This is a genomic window from Shewanella corallii, assembly GCF_023349125.1.
Taxonomy (GTDB): Bacteria; Pseudomonadota; Gammaproteobacteria; order Enterobacterales; family Shewanellaceae; genus Shewanella; species Shewanella corallii.
The window spans coordinates 915,166-939,924 of the sequence record NZ_JAKIKT010000001.1 but is presented as its reverse complement, the minus strand read 5'-3'; the positions used below and the strand labels follow the sequence as shown (position 1 = coordinate 939,924).

General features: G+C 49.8%; 22 protein-coding genes and 1 pseudogene. 10 read left to right on the top strand and 13 right to left on the bottom strand.

The window, feature by feature from the left end:
• Window positions 1–21: 21 nt before the first annotated feature.
• Window positions 22–2,592: pseudogene (gene glnD / locus L2725_RS04110) on the top strand (bifunctional uridylyltransferase/uridylyl-removing protein GlnD); the annotation flags it as partial.
• Window positions 2,593–2,669: 77 nt separating this feature from the next.
• On the top strand, window positions 2,670–3,494 hold the full coding sequence (gene dapD / locus L2725_RS04105; RefSeq protein ID WP_248934555.1) for a 2,3,4,5-tetrahydropyridine-2,6-dicarboxylate N-succinyltransferase: 825 nt from the start codon (window positions 2,670–2,672) through the stop codon (window positions 3,492–3,494).
• 54 nt (window positions 3,495–3,548) lie between these two features.
• Here the strand turns inward: dapD and L2725_RS04100 are convergent, their stop codons facing one another.
• The 4 genes from L2725_RS04100 to L2725_RS04085 all read right to left on the bottom strand — a co-directional run bounded on the left by L2725_RS04100 (window position 3,549) and on the right by L2725_RS04085 (window position 7,212).
• Complete coding sequence (locus L2725_RS04100) at window positions 3,549–5,312, bottom strand: HD domain-containing phosphohydrolase (RefSeq protein WP_249247765.1); 1,764 nt, start codon at window positions 5,310–5,312, stop codon at window positions 3,549–3,551.
• Window positions 5,313–5,412: 100 nt separating this feature from the next.
• Window positions 5,413–5,862 (bottom strand): flavodoxin, encoded by a 450-nt coding sequence (locus L2725_RS04095; protein ID WP_249247764.1) that lies wholly within the window; start codon window positions 5,860–5,862, stop codon window positions 5,413–5,415.
• Between the two features lie 248 nt (window positions 5,863–6,110).
• Window positions 6,111–6,905: a tRNA pseudouridine(65) synthase TruC gene (gene truC, locus L2725_RS04090; RefSeq protein ID WP_249247762.1), complete on the bottom strand. Its 795-nt coding sequence runs from the start codon at window positions 6,903–6,905 to the stop codon at window positions 6,111–6,113.
• Window positions 6,892–7,212 carry a YqcC family protein gene (locus L2725_RS04085; RefSeq protein ID WP_248934551.1) on the bottom strand — a complete coding sequence of 107 codons (321 nt, stop codon included), beginning with the start codon at window positions 7,210–7,212 and terminating at the stop codon, window positions 6,892–6,894. The genes truC and L2725_RS04085 overlap by 14 nt, the downstream gene beginning before the upstream one ends.
• A 178-nt stretch (window positions 7,213–7,390) precedes the next feature.
• Here L2725_RS04085 and L2725_RS04080 point away from each other — a divergent pair, with 178 nt between their 5' ends.
• Window positions 7,391–8,401, top strand: coding sequence for a DUF3549 family protein (locus L2725_RS04080; protein WP_249247761.1), 1,011 nt, complete (start codon window positions 7,391–7,393; stop codon window positions 8,399–8,401).
• Complete coding sequence (locus L2725_RS04075; RefSeq protein WP_249247760.1) at window positions 8,398–8,787, top strand: DUF3301 domain-containing protein; 390 nt, start codon at window positions 8,398–8,400, stop codon at window positions 8,785–8,787. The genes L2725_RS04080 and L2725_RS04075 overlap by 4 nt, the downstream gene beginning before the upstream one ends.
• A gap of 1,553 nt (window positions 8,788–10,340) precedes the next feature.
• Here the strand turns inward: L2725_RS04075 and L2725_RS04070 are convergent.
• Both L2725_RS04070 and L2725_RS04065 read right to left on the bottom strand, forming a co-directional pair.
• Entirely contained in the window at window positions 10,341–10,661 is a 321-nt protein-coding gene (locus L2725_RS04070; RefSeq protein ID WP_249247759.1) for an Mpo1-like protein, read from the bottom strand.
• On the bottom strand, window positions 10,654–11,292 hold the full coding sequence (locus tag L2725_RS04065; protein WP_115135187.1) for a GNAT family N-acetyltransferase: 639 nt from the start codon (window positions 11,290–11,292) through the stop codon (window positions 10,654–10,656). The genes L2725_RS04070 and L2725_RS04065 overlap by 8 nt, the downstream gene beginning before the upstream one ends.
• Before the next feature lie 127 nt (window positions 11,293–11,419).
• On the opposite strand from L2725_RS04065, the gene L2725_RS04060 reads away from it, so the two are divergent.
• Complete coding sequence (locus L2725_RS04060; RefSeq protein ID WP_249247758.1) at window positions 11,420–11,653, top strand: DUF2789 family protein; 234 nt, start codon at window positions 11,420–11,422, stop codon at window positions 11,651–11,653.
• Window positions 11,654–11,708: 55 nt separating this feature from the next.
• Here L2725_RS04060 and L2725_RS04055 read toward each other — a convergent pair whose 3' ends face one another.
• Together L2725_RS04055 and L2725_RS04050 are read right to left on the bottom strand one after the other, a co-directional pair.
• A complete protein-coding gene (locus tag L2725_RS04055; protein WP_249247757.1) occupies window positions 11,709–12,095 on the bottom strand; it encodes a DUF3192 domain-containing protein in 387 nt (128 codons plus the stop codon).
• 17 nt (window positions 12,096–12,112) lie between these two features.
• Window positions 12,113–12,487 carry a DUF3192 domain-containing protein gene (locus tag L2725_RS04050; protein ID WP_249247756.1) on the bottom strand — a complete coding sequence of 125 codons (375 nt, stop codon included), beginning with the start codon at window positions 12,485–12,487 and terminating at the stop codon, window positions 12,113–12,115.
• Window positions 12,488–12,616: 129 nt separating this feature from the next.
• Here L2725_RS04050 and L2725_RS04045 point away from each other — a divergent pair, with 129 nt between their 5' ends.
• The gene (locus tag L2725_RS04045) at window positions 12,617–12,934 is read left to right on the top strand and encodes a hypothetical protein (protein WP_249247755.1); all 318 of its coding nucleotides are present in this window, start codon (window positions 12,617–12,619) and stop codon (window positions 12,932–12,934) included.
• Window positions 12,934–13,707 carry a Zn-ribbon-containing protein gene (locus L2725_RS04040; protein ID WP_249247754.1) on the top strand — a complete coding sequence of 258 codons (774 nt, stop codon included), beginning with the start codon at window positions 12,934–12,936 and terminating at the stop codon, window positions 13,705–13,707. The genes L2725_RS04045 and L2725_RS04040 overlap by 1 nt, the downstream gene beginning before the upstream one ends.
• A 58-nt stretch (window positions 13,708–13,765) precedes the next feature.
• Here the strand turns inward: L2725_RS04040 and L2725_RS04035 are convergent, their stop codons facing one another.
• Window positions 13,766–14,596: a pirin family protein gene (locus L2725_RS04035; protein WP_249247753.1), complete on the bottom strand. Its 831-nt coding sequence runs from the start codon at window positions 14,594–14,596 to the stop codon at window positions 13,766–13,768.
• 292 nt (window positions 14,597–14,888) lie between these two features.
• On the opposite strand from L2725_RS04035, the gene L2725_RS04030 reads away from it, so the two are divergent.
• The gene (locus L2725_RS04030; RefSeq protein WP_249247752.1) at window positions 14,889–16,073 is read left to right on the top strand and encodes a hypothetical protein; all 1,185 of its coding nucleotides are present in this window, start codon (window positions 14,889–14,891) and stop codon (window positions 16,071–16,073) included.
• A gap of 61 nt (window positions 16,074–16,134) precedes the next feature.
• Here the strand turns inward: L2725_RS04030 and L2725_RS04025 are convergent, their stop codons facing one another.
• Together L2725_RS04025 and syd are read right to left on the bottom strand one after the other, a co-directional pair.
• Window positions 16,135–17,973, bottom strand: a complete 1,839-nt coding sequence (locus L2725_RS04025; protein WP_249247750.1) for a hypothetical protein — start codon at window positions 17,971–17,973, stop codon at window positions 16,135–16,137.
• Window positions 17,974–18,147: 174 nt separating this feature from the next.
• Window positions 18,148–18,795 carry a SecY-interacting protein gene (gene syd / locus L2725_RS04020; RefSeq protein WP_249247748.1) on the bottom strand — a complete coding sequence of 216 codons (648 nt, stop codon included), beginning with the start codon at window positions 18,793–18,795 and terminating at the stop codon, window positions 18,148–18,150.
• A gap of 60 nt (window positions 18,796–18,855) precedes the next feature.
• On the opposite strand from syd, the gene queF reads away from it, so the two are divergent.
• Complete coding sequence (gene queF / locus L2725_RS04015; RefSeq protein WP_248934539.1) at window positions 18,856–19,713, top strand: NADPH-dependent 7-cyano-7-deazaguanine reductase QueF; 858 nt, start codon at window positions 18,856–18,858, stop codon at window positions 19,711–19,713.
• Between the two features lie 211 nt (window positions 19,714–19,924).
• Window positions 19,925–21,109: an alginate export family protein gene (locus L2725_RS04010; protein ID WP_249247747.1), complete on the top strand. Its 1,185-nt coding sequence runs from the start codon at window positions 19,925–19,927 to the stop codon at window positions 21,107–21,109.
• Between the two features lie 530 nt (window positions 21,110–21,639).
• Here the strand turns inward: L2725_RS04010 and fusA are convergent.
• Window positions 21,640–23,670: an elongation factor G gene (gene fusA / locus L2725_RS04005; RefSeq protein ID WP_249247745.1), complete on the bottom strand. Its 2,031-nt coding sequence runs from the start codon at window positions 23,668–23,670 to the stop codon at window positions 21,640–21,642.
• Between the two features lie 122 nt (window positions 23,671–23,792).
• On the bottom strand, window positions 23,793–24,593 hold the full coding sequence (locus tag L2725_RS04000; RefSeq protein ID WP_249247744.1) for a 4'-phosphopantetheinyl transferase family protein: 801 nt from the start codon (window positions 24,591–24,593) through the stop codon (window positions 23,793–23,795).
• Window positions 24,594–24,759 lie beyond the last annotated feature (166 nt).

Genomic DNA, 24,759 nt, shown 5'->3' with positions numbered 1-24,759 from the left:
AGGCAAGACTGCTTTGAGGACACCATGGACACAGCACAGGTCGCCAAGTGCGCACTGACAGATCAAAACCGGGATCTGCTCAGTAAATTTCAGGCCGGAACGGCTATTACGGAATTGGTGTTACAGAGGTGCCGGTTTGTCGATGCTTTGCTGTGCCAGGCCTGGCAGGATCTGGGCCTGGCAAAATATCCCATCGCCCTTATTGCCGTTGGCGGTTATGGCCGCAGCGAACTCCACCCCCACTCGGATGTTGATATCCTGTTCCTGCTCGGCGACGAGCTGAGTCCGGCAGGCGAAAAAGCGCTGAGTGAGTTTATTGCCTATCTGTGGGATGCCGGCCTTGAAATAGGTCACAGTGTCCGCACACTGGCTGAAACCCTGTCACAGGGTCGTGGCGATATCACCATTGCCACTAACCTGTTGGAAGCAAGACTGCTGGCGGGACAGCCCGCCCTGTTTGATGCTCTTTATGATGCCATCCGCGAAGGTGACTTCTGGCCATCCAATGCTTTCTTTCTTGCTAAGCGCGAAGAGCAGATTAACCGCCACGCCAAAGCCAGCGCATTTGACCTAGAGCCCAATCTTAAGACCTGCCCAGGTGGACTGAGGGATATTCAAACCGTAGCCTGGGTGGCGATGCGCCACTTCAATGCAGCCTGCCTGGAAGAACTGGTGGGCCATGGTTTTCTGGATCAGCACGAACTGGAAGAGCTGCTGGAGTCTCAACACTTCCTCTGGGAACTGAGATTCGCGCTGCATATAGTTGCCAACCGGGACGAGAATCGACTGCTGTTTGATCTGCAACCCCAGGTTGCAGAAGTGATGGGTTACCAGGATGGTACCGTACTGGCAGTAGAAGAGATGATGAAGCGCTACTACCGCACAGTACGTCGGGTGATGGAGCTGAACGAGATGCTGTTGCAACTGTTCAAGCGCGCCACCCTGACCGATGAGGAAGTACTCACCATCAGTCCAATCGACAGTGACTTCCAGCGTCGTGGCCGCTTTATCGAAGCTCTGGATGACAAGCTGTTCGACAGTCCTGAACAGATTATCCGCCTGTTCCTGCTGGTTGCCCGCAACTCCAATATCCAGGGAATATTCGCGCCGACGCTACGCAGTTTAAGGTGCGCTCGCCGCGCCCAACTGCAGCCTCTGTGCAGTCATGAGGCCTGCCGCGAGATATTTGTTGAGATACTGCGTCACCCCAGAGGTATTCCGGCATTGTCGTTGATGCACAAACATGGAGTCTTGTCTGCCTACCTTCCGGCATGGCGGGCCATTGAAGGCCAAATGCAATTTGACCTGTTCCATGCCTATACCGTCGATGAGCACACCCACAGACTACTGCTGAATATCGAGCGTTTTGCTCAACCGGAGCAAAAAGAGGAGTTCCCTCTGGGCTCGGTATTGATTAATCAGTTACCCAAAAAAGGCCTGCTGGTACTGGCCGCTATTTTCCACGACATCGCCAAAGGCCGGGGTGGTGACCACTCCACTCTGGGGGCGGAAGATGCGCTTAGTTTCTGCAAGCAGCATGGAATGAACGACCATGACGGCCGTTTGGTTGCCTGGCTGGTAGAACACCACTTGCTGATGTCGGTGACCGCCCAGCGCCGGGATATTTCCGACCCGGATGTGGTGGCTGAATTTGCCGATGTAGTGCGGGACGCGGTGCACCTGAGTTACCTTTACTGCCTGACCGTAGCTGATATCTGCGCTACCAACGACCGCCTGTGGAACAGCTGGAAAGGTACACTGTTACGGGATCTCTATTTCTCCACTCAAAGGGTGCTTGCCAGAGGTAAAGAGAAACCGGTGGATATTCGGGCTCGGGTGCGGGAGCATCAGGCCAAAGCCAGAAAGGACCTGCTGCGACGGGGCATCAAAGAGAAAGATATTGACCTGCTGTGGGGTCGGTTCAAAGCCAACTACTTCCTGCGCCATATGCCCAACCAGATTGCCTGGCACAGTGAAGCCATTCTCAAGCATCGTGGTGATGATGCTTTGGTGCTGCTGTCCAAACAAACGTCCCGGGGCGGCACAGAACTGTTTATCTACTGTCCGGACAAACCCAAACTGTTCGCGACAGTCATGGCGGTACTGGACAACAAAAACATCGATGTGCATGATGCCATGGTGATGAGTTCCAAGGATAACTATGCGCTGGACAGCTTTATTATCCTGGAGCAGAACGGCGAAGCGGTTTCCCAGCTGTCGCGGATCCAGAGTATCCGTAAAGCGCTGGTTAAGGCGTTGGCCACTGATACGGTAAAACTGCCAAAGTTCCGTAAGCTGCCACGTAAGATGAAACCTTTTAAAGTTGCCACCCAGGTGAGTTTCCTGCCGGGTTCCCGCCATGATACAAGTAAGATGGAACTGATCGCATTGGACTCACCCGGACTGCTGGCTAAGGTTGGCGATATTTTTTATCGCTGCGGCGTAGTATTGGTCGCCGCCAAAATCACCACCATAGGTGAGCGTGCAGAAGATTTTTTCATGTTGCAGACCCGCGAAGGCGAAGCCCTCAGTGAGGTGCAGCAGCAGGATTTACGTGAAGCCCTGATCCAGGCGCTTTCACAACCACATTAATCAAGGGACTTTAATTGATGAGCGGCTCTGATAGAGCCGTAATCACAAGTCCCCCCAATGTTTATCGGGAGATATCAATGGAGGCTTTACGCCAACGCATCGAGGCGGCTTTTGAAGCTCGCAACTCTATTACCCCTTCTACTGTTGAGCCAGGCGTACGTGCTGACGTAGAAACCGTGATTGACATGCTGGATAAAGGCCACGCCCGCGTTGCCGAGAAAATTGACGGTCAGTGGCACGTGCACCAGTGGCTGAAGAAAGCGGTATTGCTGTCTTTCCGTATTTTCGACAACCAAGTGATTGAAGGTGCTGAAACCAAGTACTTCGATAAAGTCCCTATGAAGTTTGCCGACTACGACGAAGCACGCTTCAAAGAGGAGCAGATCCGCGTTGTACCTCCTGCGGCAGTGCGCAAAGGCTCTTTCATTGCCAAGAACACAGTACTTATGCCTTCTTACGTTAACCTGGGCGCTTATGTGGGTGAAGGCACCATGGTAGACACCTGGGCAACTGTAGGCTCATGTGCCCAGATTGGTAAGAACGTTCACCTGTCCGGTGGCGTAGGTATTGGTGGCGTACTGGAGCCGCTGCAAGCCGGCCCAACCATTATCGAAGACAACTGCTTTATCGGTGCCCGCTCTGAAGTGGTTGAAGGCGTTGTGGTTGAAGAAGGCTCAGTGATCTCCATGGGCGTTTATATCGGCCAGAGCACCCGTATTTATGACCGCGAAACCGGCGAAATCCATTACGGCCGAGTACCTGCAGGTTCTGTTGTGGTATCCGGCACTCTGCCTTCCAAGTGTGGTCAGTACAATCTGTACGCCGCCATCATTGTGAAGAAAGTAGACGAGAAGACCCGCAGTAAAGTAGGTATTAACGAACTGCTGCGTATGGCTGAATAAGCCCTGCGAACTGGATTTAAAAAGGCCCTTCATGGGCCTTTTTGCTGTCAGCTATCAGTGCTGTGCAATCGCTTTCCAGTCGAGTACCCCGATGGCGTTATTGTCCTTGTCGACAATCAACATGGGGTGATCTTCCTCACTCAGAATTTTTATCCCTTCATCCAGTGGAGTGTCTGAACTCAGAGTCAACTGCTCTGTCTGAGCGTAATCCAGCGCTACCATCTCAGATGTGAGTTTAAGATGACGCCTCAACATTCTGACATCCCATACCCCCAGCCAGTGGCCATTGTGCAGGGCAACATAAGGTTCTTCATTCTGTTTCAGCATATTGAGCAGCTCGAGCACCGGCAGCTCATCATTAACGCAAAAGCAGATGACAGGTCGCAACGGCAATTCGCTGACATAACTGACTCTTCTTTGGCTGTGGGATAACTCATCAAGACACAAATCTACAATATCAGCCCTGAGACAGCTGCCTCGCTGCTCCATCAGCACCTTAGTCAGGGCCGATAACCCCAATGCAGGACGATAAGGCCGGTGACTTAACATGGAGTCGGCAATATCCGCTACCGCGAGGATTTGAGCCTCCTCAAGGATCTGCTCTCCTTTCAGACCATAGGGGTAACCAGAGCCATCAAGCCGCTCATGGTGCTGCAAAATCATCTGTTTTATCGGCCAGGGGAAAGCCACGTCGCCGATAATATTGGCGCCTCTGACCGGATGGGTCTGCACCAAAGCATACTCCTGCTCGGTCAAACGTCCCGGCTTTGACAGTATCTGATTGGGAATTGCCAGCTTGCCTATATCGTGAACCAGAGCGCCGAGGCGAACGCCTTCAAGACGATGAGCATCGTATCCCAACCGTCGTCCGATTCCCACGGCCAGCTCGGCGACAGATCTTTGGTGATTGGCTGTATAGGCGTCCTTAAGCTCAAGGGCCTCTGACACTACATTAATCAGCTGCCGGAACATCTGGTGGTTTCCGGTTTCCAATGCCTCAACCCGGGCGTTTTTGTCGGCTAATTGCGCCTCCAATTGAGGCACCTGACGCATTAACCAAATCAGCAGAGCATAACGCTGCAGCAGTGCCCGCCTGTCTCCCTTAATGGATTCAAATGCAGCACCACCGATAACAGCAACAGTTTGACCATTGTAGCGGACTGGCTCAAACCACCAGAATGCGCCCTGACTGTCGCAACAGCCACCGGCAGGACAAGGATGCTTTTGTGCCTCGGCATCGATTAGCAGGCAAGGGAATTCCGCTATGCTCAGCGCCTCCCCTTTCCGCCATCTATCGACACCGGAAAAACCGTCACCATTCCCCAGCCAATAGGTAGGGATAAATTCGAGCGTAGCCTCTTCCACCAGATGAAAGTAGCTGAACGGCACTTCCATACGGGACATAAGTTGCCCCAAGAGACGTACACACTCCTGCTCTATATCATGAGGTTCGGGTAATTTGGGGGTGAACACCCGGCAACGTCGGCACTGTTCCTTCTCACCCGGCTCTCCATGGCTGTGCAACAGGAAATGCAGGTTTTCGCCCTGACGGCAAAAATGAAAAAGGTGTCTGTCCGACCATTGCAGGGTGAAGTAGTTGGCATCATTGGGAGTTTGCTTCAATCGCTGATCCAAACCGGGGAAAAATGTCAGCAAAGATGCCTGATGAAGCTGCGCCTCTGGAGTATTCAGTAGCCTTGCCAACCTTGCATTGCCTTTGATTATTGACCAGCAGGGGCCTACTTCTCCCTCAGCAGCAGGCACAGGGATCGCCGGTTTATACAACCTGAAGCCAGCTGCATTCAATGCTTCATCCATGAAAGACAATTTCCAATAAATCTTTATATAACAGTAGATTAATTTACATGACTGATATGAGCAACTGTTAACTTCAGATTTAAAACGCAGATAGCCGTGGTCAGTCTTTTAGTGGATACCAGCTGTCGACCCACTTAACTGCGTCCGCTTCAGGCTCCATGGTTTCCATGGCATCAATTGCCAGTAAAGGTGCGATCGGTTTAGCACCTAACTCCTGAAACAATTCATCCACCTGCCGGCCGGCACCACAAAAATTATCATAGCTTGAGTCGCCCAATCCAACGACTGCGTAGCGCAGCTCAGGTAAGTAAGGAGCACTGTCCTTTATCGCGAAATACCAGGGAGCGATATCATCAGGCAGATCGCCCTGACCTGTGGTGGAGGTCACCACCAATAGCAGCTCATCCTGAGCAGGCACAAAACCATCCAACTCGGCTGGTTGCCATAGCTTAATATCGCCACCTTTGGATGACAGGGTGTCAGCCAACTCCTCGGCAACAGATTGAGCACTTCCGTATACAGTCCCGTAGAGCAAATTGATGCGTGTCATGGTATACTCCCTTCCCAAAATTTGACCTGCCCAGAGTAGTGATTCTTTACCAGTCAGGTCAATAGCTTGAAGACACACCAAAACAGAGAACAGCTATGCGACACGCCAAACGTCTTACCCGTATGCGCCACCTTAAGCAAATGCACAGGTCCGCTCACAACAGACGCAGCTGTTACTTCCGGTACCGGGAGTTTATGTCTCAGGAGTTAACTCAGTCGACACAAGAGCTCCAGCCCGAATTAAAGGCTTCAGACAACCAGAAGTGATGGAGTTTGGGATAACGCGTCATCATCCCAGCCAAGACCTTCAAATACCGTCAGCCATTCAGGCTCAAGTTCGGCTTCGATTTGCATTGCCTCGCCGGTTACCGGATGGGTAAAGCTAAGCTGCTTGGCGATCAGCCACAGGCGGTTTAATGCAAAGTGCTCCCGGAAGAACTTATTCTGTTTACCATCCCCATGGGTGGTATCGCCGATAATAGGGTGACGCAAATGCGCCATATGCCGCCGTAATTGATGTTTACGGCCGGTTAATGGTTCAAGCGCCATTAACGCAAGTCGACTTGTGGGGTAACGACCTGAGCTAAAAGGAATTTCGGCATTCAATAGCGGCTGATACAAGGTCACTGCACTCTGCGCCTCTTTCTCCTGATCAGCAAACTTGTCGGCAATCTTATCCAGCTCTTCCCGCAACGGATAATCCAACTCGCCACTCTCATGCATATTACCGCGCACCAGGGCCAAATAGCGCTTACGAACCGAATGCTCAGTAAATTGCTGACACAATGAATTGGCCACCTCGCTGCTTTTTGCCATCAGCAGCACGCCGGAAGTAGGCCGGTCCAGACGATGTACAGGAAAAACATGACAACCCACCAGGTCCCGGGTCATCTGCATAGCAAAGTACTTCTCTTTACGGGCCAGATAAGTGCGATGGACCAAAAGTCCTGCTGGTTTATGAATCGCCACCAGATGTTCATCTTCATACAGCAGGGTAATTTCAGGTGCGGGCAACTCTTCAGGCAACAAACTATCTGGGTTCATTCAACAGTGTGTCCAAATCATTCAATATACGGATAAGGTGAATTCGTTCGGCATTGTCCTGCCAAACATGATGTGCCATTGGCGCCACAGCAATATTGGCTGGCAGCTGAGCCTCAGTATCCAGCAACGCTTGCATTCGCGGAATAAAAATAAACTGTAACCAGTGTTCGAATGCCAGGGTGTCAACCGCAAAGGGGGCTGTGCTAGCCAAAGATTCTGGCGAAGGGGCCTCACTCGCCCAAAGAGACTGACGCTTCAGTTCCGACTCCAATTGCAACAAATACTCGCGGGTAGCTTGATGCAGCATAAGTAACTTAAATCCAATACCAACAGATGTTGCTAATCATACCATCAACACCCTCTGGCCCATTGCATTTCTTGCCCATGACCAATTTCAGGTCATTAGCTGGCCACCCCCCTTTCATACCCCATTGAAACCGCTATAATCCCGCACCATTGGAAAACTAATAAATCAAGGTCAGTTAATGACAGAACTCAACACTCTGGGCGATCTGCTCGGCGCCGCCAACAGTCAATTCCAGATTTATGATTTGGGACGCCGGGTTCAGCATATCGATATGATGGCATTCCATCAGATTGAGGCGATGACGACTCCCTACCCCTATCCGATTCAGGGACATGCACAGTTTGCCGTTGTGTTCTGGAATCAGCACAAGCAGGAGTTTGTGTGGTTCTTGAAACTGCCTTTGGATGAACAAGGGCTGCTAAACCCTGCCGCCAGAACTCAATTTATTAAAATGGTATTGGAAGCGCTGGGACAGGATCTCACCCAGGCCTTGTCCGAAGATCAACAGCAGCAGATGGGTAATCACCCATTTGCGTTTAAGCCCGGCCAGGAAAAACTGGCGGTCTTTAATGCACTTGTTCGTAAACAGTTGGGACAACAGGCATCTTCTCAATATGAGTTTGCCATGCAGTACCTCACAGGCCAGGTACCTGCCCAGCAGTGGCAACAGCTGGGATTTCAGGGTCTGGCCGATATTTGTATCAGGCTCACAGACCTCGACCACCTTCAGGCTATCAGCCAGGGTCTGCAACAGGGTGCTGATGAAGCTGTCGTGGCAATGTGTCAGTGCCTGGAGCATGTCTATTTACCCGACACTCTGGCGACAGAAGTGCTGCAAAAGCTTAAATCATCACCTGAGCTGCGGCTGATGTTACTGCGGGCATTAGCTTCCCGCCCCGAGGAATCTGCACAGGCTATCATCTGGCTGGAGCAGCAAGGTATGCTGGATGCCGATGCGCTGCTGACGATTGCCGCCCGAAATTGGCTGGCATTGAAACAGGAGCAGGCTCGCACAATTTACTTTGAAGCGCTGGCATTGCAGGAGCAGCACTTTTTCAATCAGATATTTGCTGATATCGTCTCTATTCCGGCGCTGCGTACTGAGATGTTGGGTACCATCCGAAATCCTGACCGCAGCCCTCAGCTTTCTGCCGCCATAGGCGGTTTGTTCAGAGCAACAAGGACATGATGACAGATCTGTTGATAATACTGGGGTTGCTGGTAGTAGCAGCCTTCTTCTGGCAACTTCGCCAAATGGCTGAACAAAGCCGACGTTTCGCTGAAATTGAATGCCAAAAGCAGCGAGTCCAATTGCTGTCCGTGGCGATGGAATCGGCTCGTCCCAGCTTGGGCGGCCACACAGGCCTATGCTGGAAGGCCAGATTCATGCTGGAATTCAGTACCGATGGTCTGAATCAGTACCGTGCTCATATCAATATGCATGGTAATCGGGTGACCAGGATTGAATGGCCGATATTCCCTGAGCCTGAGTGGCACCAGGCGCCCCAAACACGAGGTAGTATTGGTGGTGGCTGTGGCAGTCGCGGCAATTGCAATTCTGGCCGCTGTAGATAACCACAGATCAGTTGCTGAATAAGAAAAGGGCGCAACCCGAAAGGCTGCGCCCTATGTCTTTTTGTTAGCCATCCTGCTAAGTTTGTGCTCCCTGCTCCATCCTTGCGACTGACAATGCTCCTTGCGTCGTCCCTGTCTTTCCCTGATGTTCCATGTACTTTCGTACTGTTCGTCCCTGAGGCCCTGTCACTCCATGTTCCAGGCTTGCTGCTTCCCTGAGCGTGTCCACTGTCATCCTTGCCAAGACAACCTTCATCCTGAAGGGAATCTCTCTTCACATTCCTTTGCTGCCATCCGATGCAAGTGATTATCCATCCTGGATTCGCCTGTCCGTTGGCTACCTGAGCTTCCTGCTCAGTCTCACTCCGTGAGTTATTGGCTTCCTGCCAGACAACTTCCTGTTGCAGCTCACATCCTGTGATGACTTAAGTTTACGTAAACGCCAAAAGATTTGCCGTCCGCCATCGCCTGATACCCGGTAAAGTTCTGAGCACCCACACCAAATAAAAAAATTAACTACTTGTTTTTAAATGAATTAGCCTCCAGTCGACAGCCATACCTAACAAGAATTAAACCAAACTTCCTACATCTTTGTGGGAAATGTCTTACAAATCAGCGAGAGATATTGAAAATATAAGGCCGGGCAGAGCCCCTTGGTTAACAATAATTGCGGCCATAGGTTAATGAGATTTAACGCGAAATCTGTGATGGCAACAAAATCAGTAAGGTATTTCAACGCAGGAAACGGAAACAGGCATGATTAGTGTGAAACCTGGAAGTCAGTAAGGATTACCCAAGTTACCCTACTATCCATTAAATTTTTGACAAGGCATTGGGAAGTTCGTAAGAGCGGCAAAAATGCTGGGTCACGCAGGGTTCAGGCAATACCGTACCAGGCCAGGCCAGGCAATATGCTATCGCCCCTTTATCAGGAAGCTAGAAATGAGAAAGGGGCGCGTTAAAAAACGCGCCCCCTCATCTTTCTCGTAAGCCGTCCAGCTATTTCTCGTGCTCCCTGCACCATCCTTGCGTCTGCAAATGCGTCCTTAGCATCTTCCCTGCATCCATGATGTCCATGTACTTACGTACTGAATCCATTCGCTTACCTATCCTGGTAACATCGCTTCTTCCTGAAACGACTCAGCTTCCTGCCGTTCGAGTCAAAATCCGTTCAGACCCGTTATCCTTTAATCCTTTGCCCTTATCCCAAGGGATTGCACCATCCTGTGCCTTTCCATATCATCCGTGCGGGTGTGTAGGCCAATTATTGCTGATTTTGGGTATGTTTCAGTCTGTCCTGTGACTGTAACACGACTCCATGTCCTTCCCTGACCGCGACATCCTGTCTTGTTGGCTACCACTTAAGTGTATACAGACCGGCAAATTGCTGATGGCGATTAATTCAGCAGTTAGACTGGGGGATATTTGAAGCAAAACCTATCAAGCTGTTTATTAAGACTTTTTAATTACAAGACAGCTGTAACTTGAGCTTTTTCAATCCCTTTTCCTACATCCTTGTAAGAGATATCTCACAAACCCAAAAGCAAATTACCTCACTCCCCACGAAATTTATTTGTGCGCCCGGTCAACATTTGCCAAAACATCACCCAGTCGCCCATCAAAGAATATAAAGGGTATTGAAAAGTAGCGGGTTTATTCTTTTCAAAAAAGAAGTGTCCAACCCAGGCAAAACCATAACCTGTCAGAGGTAAAAGCCACAACCAGCCCCAGTTTGCGGTTAAAACAATCCAGGCTAATTCAATCAGGACCAGAGCACTTCCAACAAAGTGCAGCCTGCGGCAAACTCTGTGACTGTGCTCTTTAAGATAGTAGGGGTAGAAGTCCCAAAAGGAGTCAAATACCGGCTTATTCATCTCTTTGACTCTCGTAAAACATCAGTTCACCGGAAACATTGCCGATATTCAGACTGGCTAAAGGGATAAAACCGTGACGGTTGAACAGGTGCGCGTGAGACTCCTGTGACACAAACACACCTATTCCATCCAATTCGGGCTGTTCATCACACCAACTGGTGACTGCATCCAGCAATTTTGCTCCTAAACCTTTTTTCTGCTCAAAGGGGGCGACGCACACAAACTGGATGACGGCACAATTCTTACCGGGCAAATGTTCAAGAATGCTGCTCTCTTTATTCATTAATGCCTGAGTAGATTGCCAACCTGTGCTCAACATCATCTTAAGACGCCAGTTCCAATAACGCCCCTCCCCAACCCCAGCCTGCTGAGAAAACACGCACACAACCCCAACTAATCTGTCATCTTCAAACAGGCCGACCAGAGTTTGTTCCTGTTGCCACAGATCATTCAGCTCCTCACGTATGGCAGCGCGCAGTTTTTGTTCATACTGGTGCATATCACCTTTAAACAGTGCATCTTTAAAAAAGGGATCATCATGGTAAGCGTTGTAGATAATCGATGCGGCAATTCGCAAATCTTCTGCCGTCAGATAAACAGCGCGATAGTTGTCACAAGCTGGCGTTTCCATTAATGATTCCCCCTTCAAGATCACAAAAAATTAACCTATCAGGGAAATTCATCAGTGTTAAGCACCATTGCATTTTTTTGAGTATGGCGGATGCTTAAGCAATAGAAATCACCTAAGGGAGTCAGGTATGGACACAACCCCATCAGATCTCAGCCACCTGTTTGCCCAGCTTGGGCTGGCTGACAGCGACGAAGCCATAGAGTCATTTATTGGTGCCCACAGTATTGAACCCAATACCTGTATCAGCGATGCGAAATTTTGGAATGATAGTCAGCGGGCATTTATCAAAGAAGCGATGTCACTTGATAACAACTGGACCGAATTATTGGACCAGCTGGATGCCAGACTCCATAGAGAGTGAACCTAGCTGCGTAAACAAGAAAGCCCTGAATCACTCAGGGCTTTTGAAAGAGCAATCAGATCTGTTGAAGTGACTGCTCCCCCCAACCGATCAGTTGCCCTTGCTTAAACAGCAGGGGCGTACACTCGTCGCGGCTGGTTTTGCCATCTTCAGCAGTTCGTTGAGTGCGGTAATACAAAACTACCATCTCCACACCATCACGACTGAATCCCTCACTGAAGTCCGCTACCCCCATGCGGGATTGAACCTGCTTCAGGCTGTCACCAGGCTGCAACTGTGCAATGTGCGCGCGATTACGTTTCTCAGCTTTTTCCCAGTCACTGTTCCAGCTGTTACCGACTGAAAAATCTGTTCCATCTTTATCGACAACAACCATACAACCACTGAGCCCTACAGTGAGCAGCGATGCCATGGCCAAAGGCAGTATTAACTTTGTCCTCATATGCGTTTCCCTATCTGTTAGATGCTGTTGTAAGCCCTGTCGCCCCATCCCACCAGCTTGCCCTGTTTAAATACCAGAGCCGTACATTCATCTTTGCTGGTTTTGCCATCGCCGTGGACACGCTGGGTACGATAAAACAACACTTCAACCAGTCCATTATCCTTGCTGTATGCCTCTGAAAAATCGGCCGTCCCCATGCGTTTTTTGATCTCTTCAATGGCCACGCCCGGAGTCAGATTTGAGATCAGTTCCCGGTTGCGGTTTTGTTCACTTTTCCAGCTGCTGCCGCCCCAATCGTTATCATGTCCATCTTCTCCGACATTGATGACACAACCGCTAAGTCCAAGACTCACTACCCCAGCAAGCAACAATGGAATAAACTTGGCTTTCATTTAAACGTCCTCTATCTGTTGTTTAATTATCAGTGAAGGCATAAGCACAAACCGAGCCAACAATTAAACCACTGTTTTTATTGGACATTTACCAAAAAGCACAATCCAGCTTGGGAAATATCACCACTCATGAGCCAAATAGACCAAGTCTTGGCCCTTGCCCGCAGTTTGCAACTTGCAGGTAAGCAGCCCAGCATTGCTTTGTTGAAAGCCAAACTTAAATCAGTCCCTATGCCAGTGTTAATTCAAGGTTTACAGAGATTTAAATCACTTTCAGCAGAAGAGTTGGCCGCACTTATTCCTCAGGTCCCTGTACAGCCAAACGCAGCTGTGGAGCAGAATGAAGAACAATCGGAGCTGACTCAGCTGCGTGAGCAGGTGAAAAAGCTGGAGTCAGCCTACAATGAGCTGGCTCAAAGAGTGGCCGAGCTGGAGCGTAATCACTGATGTTTGTGACTGAACTGCGTTTCGAGTGTTTTGCCGATACCACAATTACCGCAGCAGAAAAGGCGATCAACAATCTGCTGGAAGCCTACCGGGCCAATGGTCAGGTACTGGGACGGGAATTTGCAGTTGCCTTTAATGAAGGTGAGTTCAGGGTACGTTTAATGCTCCCGGAAAAAGAGAGCCTGCATTACAGCTTCAATAGTCCCTGGGTCAAAGTCGCCCTGAAAGAGCTGACAGAGGCCAAGATCTTGGCTCCCAGAGAAAAGCTTATCGGTCAGGATATCAACTCTGAAGTCAGCGCCACTGAATTTGGCGACTGGCAGGTGCTCTACACCAGCTATGTGCATATGTGCTCTCCTCTGCGCAGTGGTGATAACCTGCTGCCTATCCCGCTATATCGTATTCCAGCAACCTTTAATGGCGACCACAAACGGGTCATTCGCTGGCAAACTGAATGGCAAGCCTGTGATGAATTGCAGATGGCCGCAGCCACCAAAGCGGAATTTGCCGCACTGGAAGAGATAAGCACGCCATCCAGCGACCTGTTTCGACGGGGATGGGATCTGCGTGGCCGTATCGAATATCTAACCAAGATCCCTACTTATTATTATCTGTACCGTGTCGGTGGCGAGAATAAAGAAGCAGAAATCAATCGTCCCTGCCCCAGATGTGGCAGCCATGACTGGAAACTGGAAGAGCCTCTGCTGGATATGTTTCATTTCCGCTGTGAGCCCTGCCGCATCGTTTCCAACCTATCCTGGGATCATCAGTGAAATAACCGGGCTCACGCCCGGTTATTTATTCCAATCAAAAAAATAACTTCACTGGGAGCTACAGGTCTATCGCACCAAACCTCCCGGCTTGATAGTCCCTCACCGCCTGATGCAGCTCTTCCTGAGTATTCATCACAAAGGGCCCCATGTGCGCCACTGGCTCCCTCAATGGTGTCCCAGAGAAAATCAGGGCACCACTATCTACATCGGTGTGCATCTCTATAGCTTGTTGGGGATCCAGCAGTAAAGCTTGTCCGGCTGAATAACCATTGATGCTTCCAGTGTGGATATAGACAAACAGCTTCTCATATTGTGTACGCTCAATCCGAGCAGTGCCTCCGGCGCTCAGTCTGATATCCGCCACAGCGGCATCGGATGCCAATGGCCCGACAGGGGACGCTGCGGATTGGTCGGCCAGCACCCAGTTACCAGCCAGTACCTTCAAACTGGCGCCACTGGTATTCTCCAGCACAGGTAAACCTGTCGCCACAGAATCCTGATACCTTGCGGGCCTCAATTTATCCGCGGCAGCCATATTCACCCAGATCTGAAAACCATGCATGCCTTCGTTATCAGCCACCGGCATCTCAGAGTGGATAACACCAAAACCTGTGCTCATCCACTGAACATCTCCGCCGCTGATGACTTTACGATTTCCCATCTGGTCTTTGTGTTCAAACCCACCTTTGATGATATAGGTAAAAGTCTCAATTCCGCGATGGGGATGAGGCGGAAATCCACCGATAAAATCGGACTCCTCGTCCGACTTAAGCTCATCAATCATCAGAAACGGATCGAACATACGACCCCTGAAGTCAGCGACTCTGGAGATGTTTACTCCGTCACCATCCCTTGTTGCATGACTAAGTAGTTCACTGATTACTTTCATCCTAAAACTCCAAAATCTGTAATTGATATCAGTGTAAAAACTCAGGCAAGAGGTTGCTATTGGCATTATCAGTCGCATGCATTCGGTTAAATCGAATATAAATTGAGCCAAGCGCCAAAAACAGTCTATTCAGCTAAAACGTCCATATTGTGACTTGACCCCTGTCAGAGTATTTCCGTAACCTCCGCTTGTTAACAAACCCAAAACAAAAGGCTGACTGTTTAAGCTTTGTTGGAGTTTTACTCCATGGATGACGCAATCAGACATGATTAAAACAAGGAACCAAACACCTATGCATGAGCACCTTATCCCGCTGATCACCAGTTTAATGCCGGGAGATGCCCGCCTGTATAACCCGGATATTCATGGAGAATGGGAACACACATTACTGGCGACAGAAGGGGGCACTCATGTTCAGCTGGAACTTGCTTATGTGATAGTTCGTTTTCCGGGCAAGCCCGAAATCTACGCACCTTTTATCGCTCCCGGTGTGTTCCTGCTTCCCCCTGACGGAGAGTATGAGTTTGACATCCAAGAGCTATCTGAAGCAGATGTCATCGAGTATGTGGAAAAAAGAAAACGCCGACAAAAATGGCTACTGACTATTTTTCTATTGTTGGTCCTGACTACAATCCTGGTGCCCATCTGGAGGCAACATCAATGGCAACAGGATATGGAGCAATTCAACGAAGGCCTAATAAGCCAGCAGTATCAGGAGCAACAAACTGCCCGCGACAACAGCAGCCTGCTGGGCGAGCTGCAAAGCAAGCTGGATTCAGTGGCAGCATCAGCTAATGGGTTTGCAATACTCACCAATAGTGACAAAACCTTGAGTGCCACACTCTTGCCCGCCCTGACCTCCTTTTACGGTAACCAGCACATTGTTGGTCCCCTGCTGGGTGATCCAGTGGACGAGACCCGGGCTTTTCTCCGGCAAGACTCAGATATAGGTTACAAGCTATTGCTTCAGTGGAATGATTCAGAACAACAATTATTGTTGGGACACTATTATCCGCCAGCCCAACCCAGCGACAGTGGCGATGCTTTGCCACCTTCGGAGACTCCAAGCCTTATAGTGAATGTGTTAAAGCCCGCCACTGATGAGCACATCCAAGAGTTGCTGGACACCATAAACTCGCCATTTATGACTACAAAAGAGGATCTGTTCCAGGTTTACCCGCTACTCGCGCAGGGCTATTACCTTAAGCACTATAATGTTTCCGCAGAGGAGCTAAGAGCACTTACCGAACATCCAGGCAAATCAATCAATCCGGCAGAAGATATCTATTTCATTTCGGTTTCCGATTTGAACCTGCCTTTATCTGAGCAGCAACGTCTTAGCCTTGCCTATCTAAACAGTCTCGGGGTGGTTACACCTGATGCAGACCATTCAGCCAGATGGCAAACGCTCTCACTCAAAGCAGCTAAATCCGCACTGCCGGACTGGCCGGATAACAGTGCCTGGAAAATTGATTAATCCCTTACAGCCAACAAATAAAAAAGCGCACCCAGGGTGCGCTTTTTTCATAGTATTTGGCTTACTCTGTTTTACCCAGATAGCTTCCCCAGGCCAGGTAATCGTTGGACAGCATTCGGCCAAATGGGTCTACCGCAGTGTGAAACAAAGCTTCTACTGCGTCCAGATCAGCAGATTGAACCTGAGTTTCGCCATAAGGAATAGATACCCGGGTTGAAATCGCTTTGTTCCGTTCTTTGGCCCATACATCGCCTTCAACCACCATAGCCAGATCACTGCGGCTCCAGCTGTATTGGAACTCATCCTTTGCGCCATGGAGTTTCTTCGGCTGAGCATTGTAGGTCTCCATCTCCAGATCTGATTGCACGCCCTGACCCAGGGTTATGGTTTTTTCCGCCAGAATCTCTTTGTTGAACCCCACAAATTTAAAGGTGAACTGGCTACCATGGGTTACTGCTGCCGGTTCAGTCAGATATGCCCCCTCGGTCATCACGTTCTGAGGCACAACAGAGGTAGTCAAATAGCACTCGCGAGTATCCGGCTCATGGTAAATACGATCGATAAAGGCACTGTATCCCAATCCTGGGCCTTCAACGACAACATGGGAGAAACTCAAGTGGTCCGCAATCTTTGGCAACTGCGTCACGAAGCTGGTGTCATTCGGGTTATCGTAAGCAGGGAACTGCCATGGGCCAATTACCGGGATTGCATCACAGTCCGCACCGGACAGAAACATGTCTAATTCCAGACGCCACTGGCCTGCAGGTGCCTCAGGAATTCCCATATTGAAATCCTTATGGTTCTTGGCATATTTCAAGAATGCATTGGCTGAGGTTATTTGCGAAGGAGACTGGTCTCCCAGGAACTTTAGGTCTCCATTTACGTCGGTTTTAAACCACGCATGACGTCGGCCGGCGGTGGCAAATTCATTGGACTCGTAATGCTCAGTGTATGACAGAAGGAACTCCCCCTTCTCAATATCGGCTGCCGACAGATGGTAATCCTTAAATCTGTCCAGCTTGCTGGTCTCACTACCGATAATCTCTCGCTGAGCGTCGAACATCTCATCACGACCAACACCAAACCAATGGGCGTCATGATGCAAGGCTGCCTCATAGTTTGTACGACCACCTTCCGATGAAAGTGATAACGCCATGCTTTCAAGCAGCTGATCTGCATGATAAATCACAGAAAGCTCGGTTTCAGTGACCTCATGTTGTGGGGTTAACTGCAGCCCATTCCAATCTCCCTTGTAGGGCAAGGTTACCGAATCACCAGAGGGTATGTATGTCAGCTCTACAGCTTTTTCACCAAAGTTGAATTTAAGGGTTCCCAACAGTGCGTCCAGGCCAGTCATGTTCGCTTCAAACTGCTCGCGGGCAAATGAAACATCATTGAGGCTCAATACTGTTAACAGAGGCATCAACACCTGACGCAATTCAGCTTCGGCAACGTCCAGAGCATCATCATTAATTAAATCCGTTTTCCCTTCAGCATATGCAATTGCAGCTGATACACCCGTAATCCGGGATACCAAAATACTGGTCAATGGTGTGATATTTGAAACACCACCAGTCAGCATAGAGTCAGTGATCAGACTGTAGTGAGTCATCGACTCACCACCCTGTGCACCTTCAATCTTCAGTACACTACCTGCAACCAAAACGTCTGTGTCCACTTGATAGTGACCATCTGCTTTGACAGGAGTTGACTGCTGACGTTGTAGCCGTTGAGCATTGTTTTCAACCAAACCGCGAATCGCACCGCCATCAGCCAAGGCGCCAGCAAGATGTTTAGCAGGTTCAACCGGTGGAGTCGTTGAGGTAGCGTTATCGTCTGAGCCACAGGCAGACAACAGCAAAGATGCAGACAGTGCAAGTTTCAACTTAGCAGAAGACATGATTTCAGCTCTGAATTGTAGGAATAAGAAACACAAAAAAGGTCGGCTATCCTACAATCAAAGCCAGTTCTTGCAACGCTAAAGAATGTGATTCAGCCCTCAACTTGATGCAAGTAAATCGCCGCCTAAGTTTGAGTGATGACTAATTAATCAAACCGCTGACAACTTGGTTAATCAACTCCTGCCTCGCAGGTTATTCCACATGATTTTCAGGCGGCTGATAATGCCTGGGTGTTCCAGTTGCGGCATAGGCAATTCTTCATGCTTAACCGGCGGTGCCACTCTGGGGCTCAGCTGAGAGATAAATTCCGCAATACTGCCGGCCAGTTTTTCACCCTGCTCTTCACCGGGCACTTCACTCCAAACACTGCCATCATGGTTGTTCACGGTCAGCATCCTTTCGCCTTCATCCAGCAAACCAATAAACCAGGTAGGAGGCTGCTTGAGTTTCTGCTTCATCATAAGGTGACCTATGATGTTCTGCTGCAGGTATTCAAAATCCTCCTGATTCCACACCCCGGTAAGCTCACCTTCGCCAAAAGGGGATGAAAACAGAGTCGGCGCCATCCAGAAGCCACCGAAAAAATCATTAATATCCCCGTGCAGTTGAATATCCAGTGCCTGCTCCACATTGGCAAAATTGCCTTTGCTCTGCCGAGCAACCGGCTGCCACTGCACAGCACTGCCAGAGGTTACGTCACCACTGACCACACAGGGGGAAGATTCTCCCTGGGGAAAATAACGTGGATACTCATCCAGCTTGGATTGATAGGCGGTAACATACAGATTCAGAAAGCTTTCCAATGCAGGCAAACAAGACACTTAAGCAGATCCCAATTTGAGGTATAATTCAGGCTTAATTTTGACATGGAATGATTTTAGATGACACAGCATCACGACCCTTATCAGCATGCCGATGAGCTGAATGGGCTGACTCTGGGTAAAGCCACAGACTATAAGTCAGAGTATGACCCTTCTTTGTTGCAGGGTGTTCCCCGTACCCTGAACCGCGACGCCATCAATCTTACCGATCCCTTACCATTCCACGGCGTAGATATCTGGACCGGCTATGAGTTGTCCTGGCTGAATGCCAAAGGCAAACCTATGGTCGCCATTGCCGAGTTTTTCCTGAATCACGACAGCAAAAACCTGGTCGAATCCAAGTCATTCAAGCTGTATCTGAACAGTTTCAACCAGACTCGGGTTGAATCAGTGGAATCTCTCAAGCAGTTACTTACTGACGATTTGAGCCGTTGTGCTGAAGGTGAAGTCAGAGTTGAAATCATCGAACCCAAACAGTTTTGTCATCAACGTGTGGTCGAACTGCCTGGACACTGTATCGACGATCTGGATATCGAAGTGGAAGACTTTGAGTTTCGTCCGGAACATCTGGAAAACAGCACAGATGACAAGCAAATTGTGGCAGAAACACTGAACTCCAACCTGCTTAAGTCCAACTGCCTGATCACTTCACAACCTGATTGGGGCAGCGTGATGATCCGTTATCAGGGAGCTAAAATAGACAGGGAAAAACTGCTGCGCTATCTGATCTCTTTCCGTCAGCACAATGAGTTTCATGAGCAGTGTGTCGAGCGGATTTTTACGGACCTCAAGCGCTTTTGCCAATGCAGCAAATTAACGGTTTATGCCAGATATACCCGTCGAGGTGGCCTGGATATCAACCCATTCCGCAGTGATTTTGAGCACCCGCCAGAAAGCCAGCGACTGGCTAGACAGTAGCCTGTAGCATCACAAAACAGCCCCGATTCAGTCGGGGCTGTTTTCTTATCAACATTTACCCACGCAATATATACCACTTTATAGATACACAGCATTGACAAAGATCTCACTTTGTTAACCAAAATAACCTTTCCGGTAACAACTTGTTTTAGATCAACCTTTACTAAAGCAACAAAGCCAACACTCATCCTATCCCCCCAACAGGAGAATTATGATGAGAACCCGGATGACCACACTGGCTATTGCCACACTCCTTGGAAGCTTCTCGGCAGTTGCAGAAGATCTGAAAACCACATTGATTGACGATGCCAAATTGAACCTGCAGTTCCGTGCCCGGTTTGAGCAGGTTGATGTCGAGGCGCAGAGCAAGCAGGACCAAACCACCCTAAGAACCCGACTGACCTATCAAAGTGGCGATCTATACAACTTCTTTACCCTGGCAGAAGTGGACGATGTCCGCTCAGGTGACGATGAGCCTATGATTGCCGACTATCAATATACGGAAATCAACCAGGCATATATTGGCTATCGTGCACCGGCCGATTCAGTCCTCAAGTATGGTCGCCAAAGGATCCTGCTGGACAATCAGCGCTTTGTTGGTGGTGTCGGCTTCAGACAAAATGAGCAAACCTATGATGGTTTCAGCACAGTCAGCACTGGTGTCCAAGATCTGAAAGCGTTCTATGCCTACATCAACAATGTCAACCGTATCTTCAGCGAGGACTCGGGCAAGTCAGATCATAAAAACAAAACCCACCTGTTCAACCTGCACTATGGTGCAGTGGAAGCCGCTCAGCTGACCGGCTACGCCTACCTGATTGATAACCTGGCGATAGCTCGCTTCTCTACAGATACCTATGGTGTGCGACTGACAGGTAAAACAGATATCGATCCGGTGAAATTGAGTTACGCGCTGGAGTACGCCACCCAAAGCAACGGCGGTAACAATACTCTGGATTACAGAGCAGATTACCTCTCGGCAGAAGCCAGGGCTGACTTTAGTGCTGTGGGGTTAAAACTGGGATATGAAGTGCTTGGCTCAGATGATGGTAAAGCCGGGTTTATCACACCGTTGGCAACCCTGCACAAGTTCCAAGGTTGGACGGACAAGTTTTTGTTTGGTGGCGCAGGTAACTGGGATAAAGGCATAGCAGATACCTATATTGCCGCTAACACCAACCTGGGAGGCGTCAAGTTGCTCCTTGTGTACCACACTTTTGAGTCCGATGTCGGCAACATAGATATGGGCCAGGAGTGGGGGATCAGTGCAGGCTACAAGTTTGCCAACTATTACAATGCCAGCATTAAATATGCGGCTTTCAGTGGCGCGGATGCTGGCTATGGATTCAGCGCCGATACCGACAAGCTATGGCTGACGCTGGAAGCAAAGTTCTGATGTTGACTTTATCATAATTACAAACAAAAACAGCGCCTTGCGGCGCTGTTTCGTTTTGAAATTTGTAAAGAACCAAACGCTCTTCGCCTCCTTTGTCTGTGGGTAAATGTTACATACCCCTGAGATACGTCCCAGACCGACCGGTTCAACCCGGGCAATGTGCTGTCAGAGTCATGTCGACAGCTGTATGTCTGCTTATGACCTCTCCGGCGCAACTGAACTGATAGCCATCCGGCCTGTGCTCAGGTTGATAACCTGGCCTAAAATGTTCTGTTGCCGCTATGGGTACAGGCTAAAAAATTTGTGAGTAACGTCTGTGTGTTCCCCTCCGCGATGCGGGTGTCTTTCCCGCTCAATGGGACTTAACTGAACACAGATAAAAACAGTATGCTGTTTGCCATTAAATTCCGTACTCAGGTTCAGTATTTGTCCCGCTGTCACAAAAAGTCAATACAAGCTTAAATCTTGCCAACTCGTCAGAAATTGTGGGCTTTGGCTGCTATTTTTTTTCGGCCACAGCCCTCTGCTCATCAGGCTTTTTCACTAACCATTTGTTGCTGAACGTGTTCCGGTACAGGCTCATACCTGGCAAATACCATGGTGTACTCCCCTTCACCGCCGGTAATTGATTTTAGTCGGGTAGCAAAATCGTCCACCGTCGCCAAAGGAGCCTCCACACTGACCACTACTCTGCCGTCATTATCAGACTCAGTGCCACACACAAAGCCCCGACGACTACTGATATCACCGGTAATGTCCCCCACCTGAGCCGAGTCCACTTTAATCTGCATCTGAACGATAGGTTCTAGAATCACGGGTTTCGCCTCAGATACCGCATCCATAAAGGCTTTCTTTCCCGCCATAACAAAGGCAATTTCTTTGGAGTCAACACTGTGGTGTTTTCCGTCAAGCACAGTGACCTTGATGTCCTCAACCGGATAGCCACCCAGTTCACCGGCCTTCATTGCCTCTTTTACCCCTTTTTCCACCGCAGGGATAAACTGACCGGGGATCGCCCCACCGACCACCCTGGACTCGAACTTAAAACCTTCGCCCCGCGGCAGAGGTTCAACCCTCAACTCGACCTCGCCAAACTGACCTGCGCCGCCGGATTGCTTCTTGTGACGGTATCTGGCCTGTCCCTGACTAAGAATGGTTTCACGGTAAGCAACTGCGGGTTTTTCAGTGTGCATATCCACCTTGAATACCTGCAGTGCCTTTTCCAGTGCAATCTGAAGATGCATATCGCCCAGCCCCTGCAGTACTGTCTGGCCTTCCGCTTCATTGCGGGCAATGCTGAGACTGGGGTCTTCTGCCACCAGCTTATTCAGGACTTCGGCAATCTTCTGCTCATCACCGCGGCGCTTGGATGACACTGCCAGACCAAAAATAGGCTGAGGCAGCACCAGAGGTGGCAGATGGTACTCATCTTCATCGTGGCTTTCGTGCAGCACTGAGCCCACTTCCAGTTCATCAATCTTGGCCAGGGCACAGATATCACCGGGCACAGCCTGTCCCATTTCTACCTGTTTATCTCCCTGCAATGAAAGTAAATGGGTCACCTTAAATGGTTTGCGCTCGACCCCGGCAAACAGCTTCATACCATTAGTGATCTTGCCCTGATACACACGCATTATCGCCATACGGCCAAAATAGGGATCGATATTGACGCGAAACACATGGGCCAGCACATGGTCAGTGGACTTGGTACTGAGATCCACGGGTTTGACTTTGTCCCCTGTGCCATTCACAAACTGAGGTGGGTTGCCCTCTCGAGGGTTGGGCATAAGTTGAATGAGCAACTCCAGCAGCTCAGGGATACCCGTATCCTGCTCGGCACTGGTAAAGCACACTGGCACCAGATGCCCCATTCTCAAAGCGATTTCCAATGGCTCGTGCAGCTGCTCAGGACTCAGGTTTTCTCCCTGCTCCAGATACAGCTCCATCAGCTTGTCATCCTCTTCCAGCACGGTTTCCACCAGCTGTTCATGGGCAGTGGTGACATCAGAGAACCGGGTCGCAGACTCAAAGGCCGGGTGCAGGTAACAATCGACAACACAATCATCACCAGGCAGGTTCACCGGTAAGCATCTGGGGCCAAACTGCTGCTGGATATCTGCAAGCAGCGCCTCAAGTCTGTCTTCGTTTCCATCTATATGATTGACCACCAGCATCACAGCTTTGCCCTGGGCTCTGACTGCCGCAAAGGCTCTGGCAGTAACACTTTCAATGCCGGTGGCGGCGTTTATCACCAGCAGTACTGATTCAACCGCAGGCAAGGGTTGCAGTGCACGGCCAAAAAAGTCTGGAAGTCCGGGGGTGTCTATCAGGTTGATGTGGTGACCGTCGTGGTCGATGTTCAGAAAGGAAGGTTCGAGTGAATGTTGGTGGGCTTTTTCCTGGGCGGTAAAGTCAGCATGATTAGTGCCTTTATCGACCCTGCCCTTTTGGGCAATGGTCCTGGCGCCAAAAAGCAGCGCTTCAAGCAAGCTGGACTTGCCCGCCCCCGTGTGTCCCAACACGGCGAAATTACGGATCTGTCCGGTTCGATACTCAGCCATATCGTGGCCTCCTTGTGTCTCATATTCCGTCAGTCATATTCGAATATACAGACTGCCGGGAGCACAAAAGTTGACCGGGCGCATAATTTGCACAGAACCTGACATCAGTGGCAAAAGTGGGCTTACCAGAAACGACATACCACGGGCAGCTCATCCAGAGATGCACTGCAGGTCAGGGCGACCCGGTATTCATCTGTCAGGCGGACAAATCGACTGCTGAAATTATGAGTATGACTGCCGGACAGGGCGACAAATTCCCATGCTACTCCTCCAGAGCCCGGTTGCAAACGGGGATCGGCGCTTGTATCGACCGCAATTTTTGCACCACCATCCAGCGTACTGATCTCATAGGAAAAACTATCCAGCGCACGAGCAAGTCCCTGCCCTGTTGCCTTGATAAATGACTCTTTCAATGCCCATAAATCAAAAAATCGTTGCTCTCTTAGTGCCGTTGGCATTGCCATCAGTGAGGCTGATTCATCAGGCGCAAAGAAACGGTTCAGCACAGAATCGACCGAGACTCCCCGGCGAAATCTTTCTATGTCGACACCAATTTCCCTCTGGTCAGCGGCCCCTGTAACCACACCAATGCCTTCAATCACGGCAATACACAGCCAATCGCCACTATGACTGACATTGAATCCCAACCCGAACTGCCGTGTTTGCTGCTCACACAGAGCCGGTTTTCCCTGCTCACCGGTAACAAAACGCCACTGGTGCGGGGCCAGGTCACAGTGACGACTGAGCACATGACGCAACATAGCTCTGGACACCAAATTGGCGCGCCCCGCTTTGGCATGGGTAAAGCCTGCCTGCCTTTGTCTCTCATCCTGACTCAGACACTCGAGCATCTGTGCCTCAGAAACACCTTCAACAGGGTCAGTCAGAGAGATAAACCACACGTGCAACTGACAAGAATTCATCTTTAATCCATTAGCTAAATCTGTTTGGCATTGTCTCACAAACTCCCGCTCCTTAACGAAAAAAACCAGAGCCTGCGTTTAAATTGCTGCAAGTGTGATACCAGGCTGTTAATTTTACAGTCCCATATGATTGTATCGAGTCACAATGTCGGCTAATCTTTGCCCT

Coding starts and splice junctions, on each gene's coding strand:
- L2725_RS04045 (WP_249247755.1), top strand. CDS start 12,617: ATGAGCCAAATAGACCAAGTCTTGGCCCTTGCCCGCAGTTTGCAACTT.
- truC (WP_249247762.1), bottom strand. CDS start 6,905: ATGAACCCAGATAGTTTGTTGCCTGAAGAGTTGCCCGCACCTGAAATT.
- L2725_RS04095 (WP_249247764.1), bottom strand. CDS start 5,862: ATGACACGCATCAATTTGCTCTACGGGACTGTATACGGAAGTGCTCAA.
- L2725_RS04080 (WP_249247761.1), top strand. CDS start 7,391: ATGACAGAACTCAACACTCTGGGCGATCTGCTCGGCGCCGCCAACAGT.
- L2725_RS04085 (WP_248934551.1), bottom strand. CDS start 7,212: ATGCTGCATCAAGCTACCCGCGAGTATTTGTTGCAATTGGAGTCGGAA.
- L2725_RS04025 (WP_249247750.1), bottom strand. CDS start 17,973: ATGTCTTCTGCTAAGTTGAAACTTGCACTGTCTGCATCTTTGCTGTTG.
- L2725_RS04000 (WP_249247744.1), bottom strand. CDS start 24,593: ATGAATTCTTGTCAGTTGCACGTGTGGTTTATCTCTCTGACTGACCCT.
- L2725_RS04050 (WP_249247756.1), bottom strand. CDS start 12,487: ATGAAAGCCAAGTTTATTCCATTGTTGCTTGCTGGGGTAGTGAGTCTT.
- L2725_RS04075 (WP_249247760.1), top strand. CDS start 8,398: ATGATGACAGATCTGTTGATAATACTGGGGTTGCTGGTAGTAGCAGCC.
- dapD (WP_248934555.1), top strand. CDS start 2,670: ATGGAGGCTTTACGCCAACGCATCGAGGCGGCTTTTGAAGCTCGCAAC.
- L2725_RS04055 (WP_249247757.1), bottom strand. CDS start 12,095: ATGAGGACAAAGTTAATACTGCCTTTGGCCATGGCATCGCTGCTCACT.
- L2725_RS04060 (WP_249247758.1), top strand. CDS start 11,420: ATGGACACAACCCCATCAGATCTCAGCCACCTGTTTGCCCAGCTTGGG.
- L2725_RS04040 (WP_249247754.1), top strand. CDS start 12,934: ATGTTTGTGACTGAACTGCGTTTCGAGTGTTTTGCCGATACCACAATT.
- fusA (WP_249247745.1), bottom strand. CDS start 23,670: ATGGCTGAGTATCGAACCGGACAGATCCGTAATTTCGCCGTGTTGGGA.
- L2725_RS04010 (WP_249247747.1), top strand. CDS start 19,925: ATGATGAGAACCCGGATGACCACACTGGCTATTGCCACACTCCTTGGA.
- L2725_RS04030 (WP_249247752.1), top strand. CDS start 14,889: ATGCATGAGCACCTTATCCCGCTGATCACCAGTTTAATGCCGGGAGAT.
- L2725_RS04100 (WP_249247765.1), bottom strand. CDS start 5,312: ATGGATGAAGCATTGAATGCAGCTGGCTTCAGGTTGTATAAACCGGCG.
- queF (WP_248934539.1), top strand. CDS start 18,856: ATGACACAGCATCACGACCCTTATCAGCATGCCGATGAGCTGAATGGG.
- L2725_RS04070 (WP_249247759.1), bottom strand. CDS start 10,661: ATGAATAAGCCGGTATTTGACTCCTTTTGGGACTTCTACCCCTACTAT.
- L2725_RS04035 (WP_249247753.1), bottom strand. CDS start 14,596: ATGAAAGTAATCAGTGAACTACTTAGTCATGCAACAAGGGATGGTGAC.
- L2725_RS04065 (WP_115135187.1), bottom strand. CDS start 11,292: ATGGAAACGCCAGCTTGTGACAACTATCGCGCTGTTTATCTGACGGCA.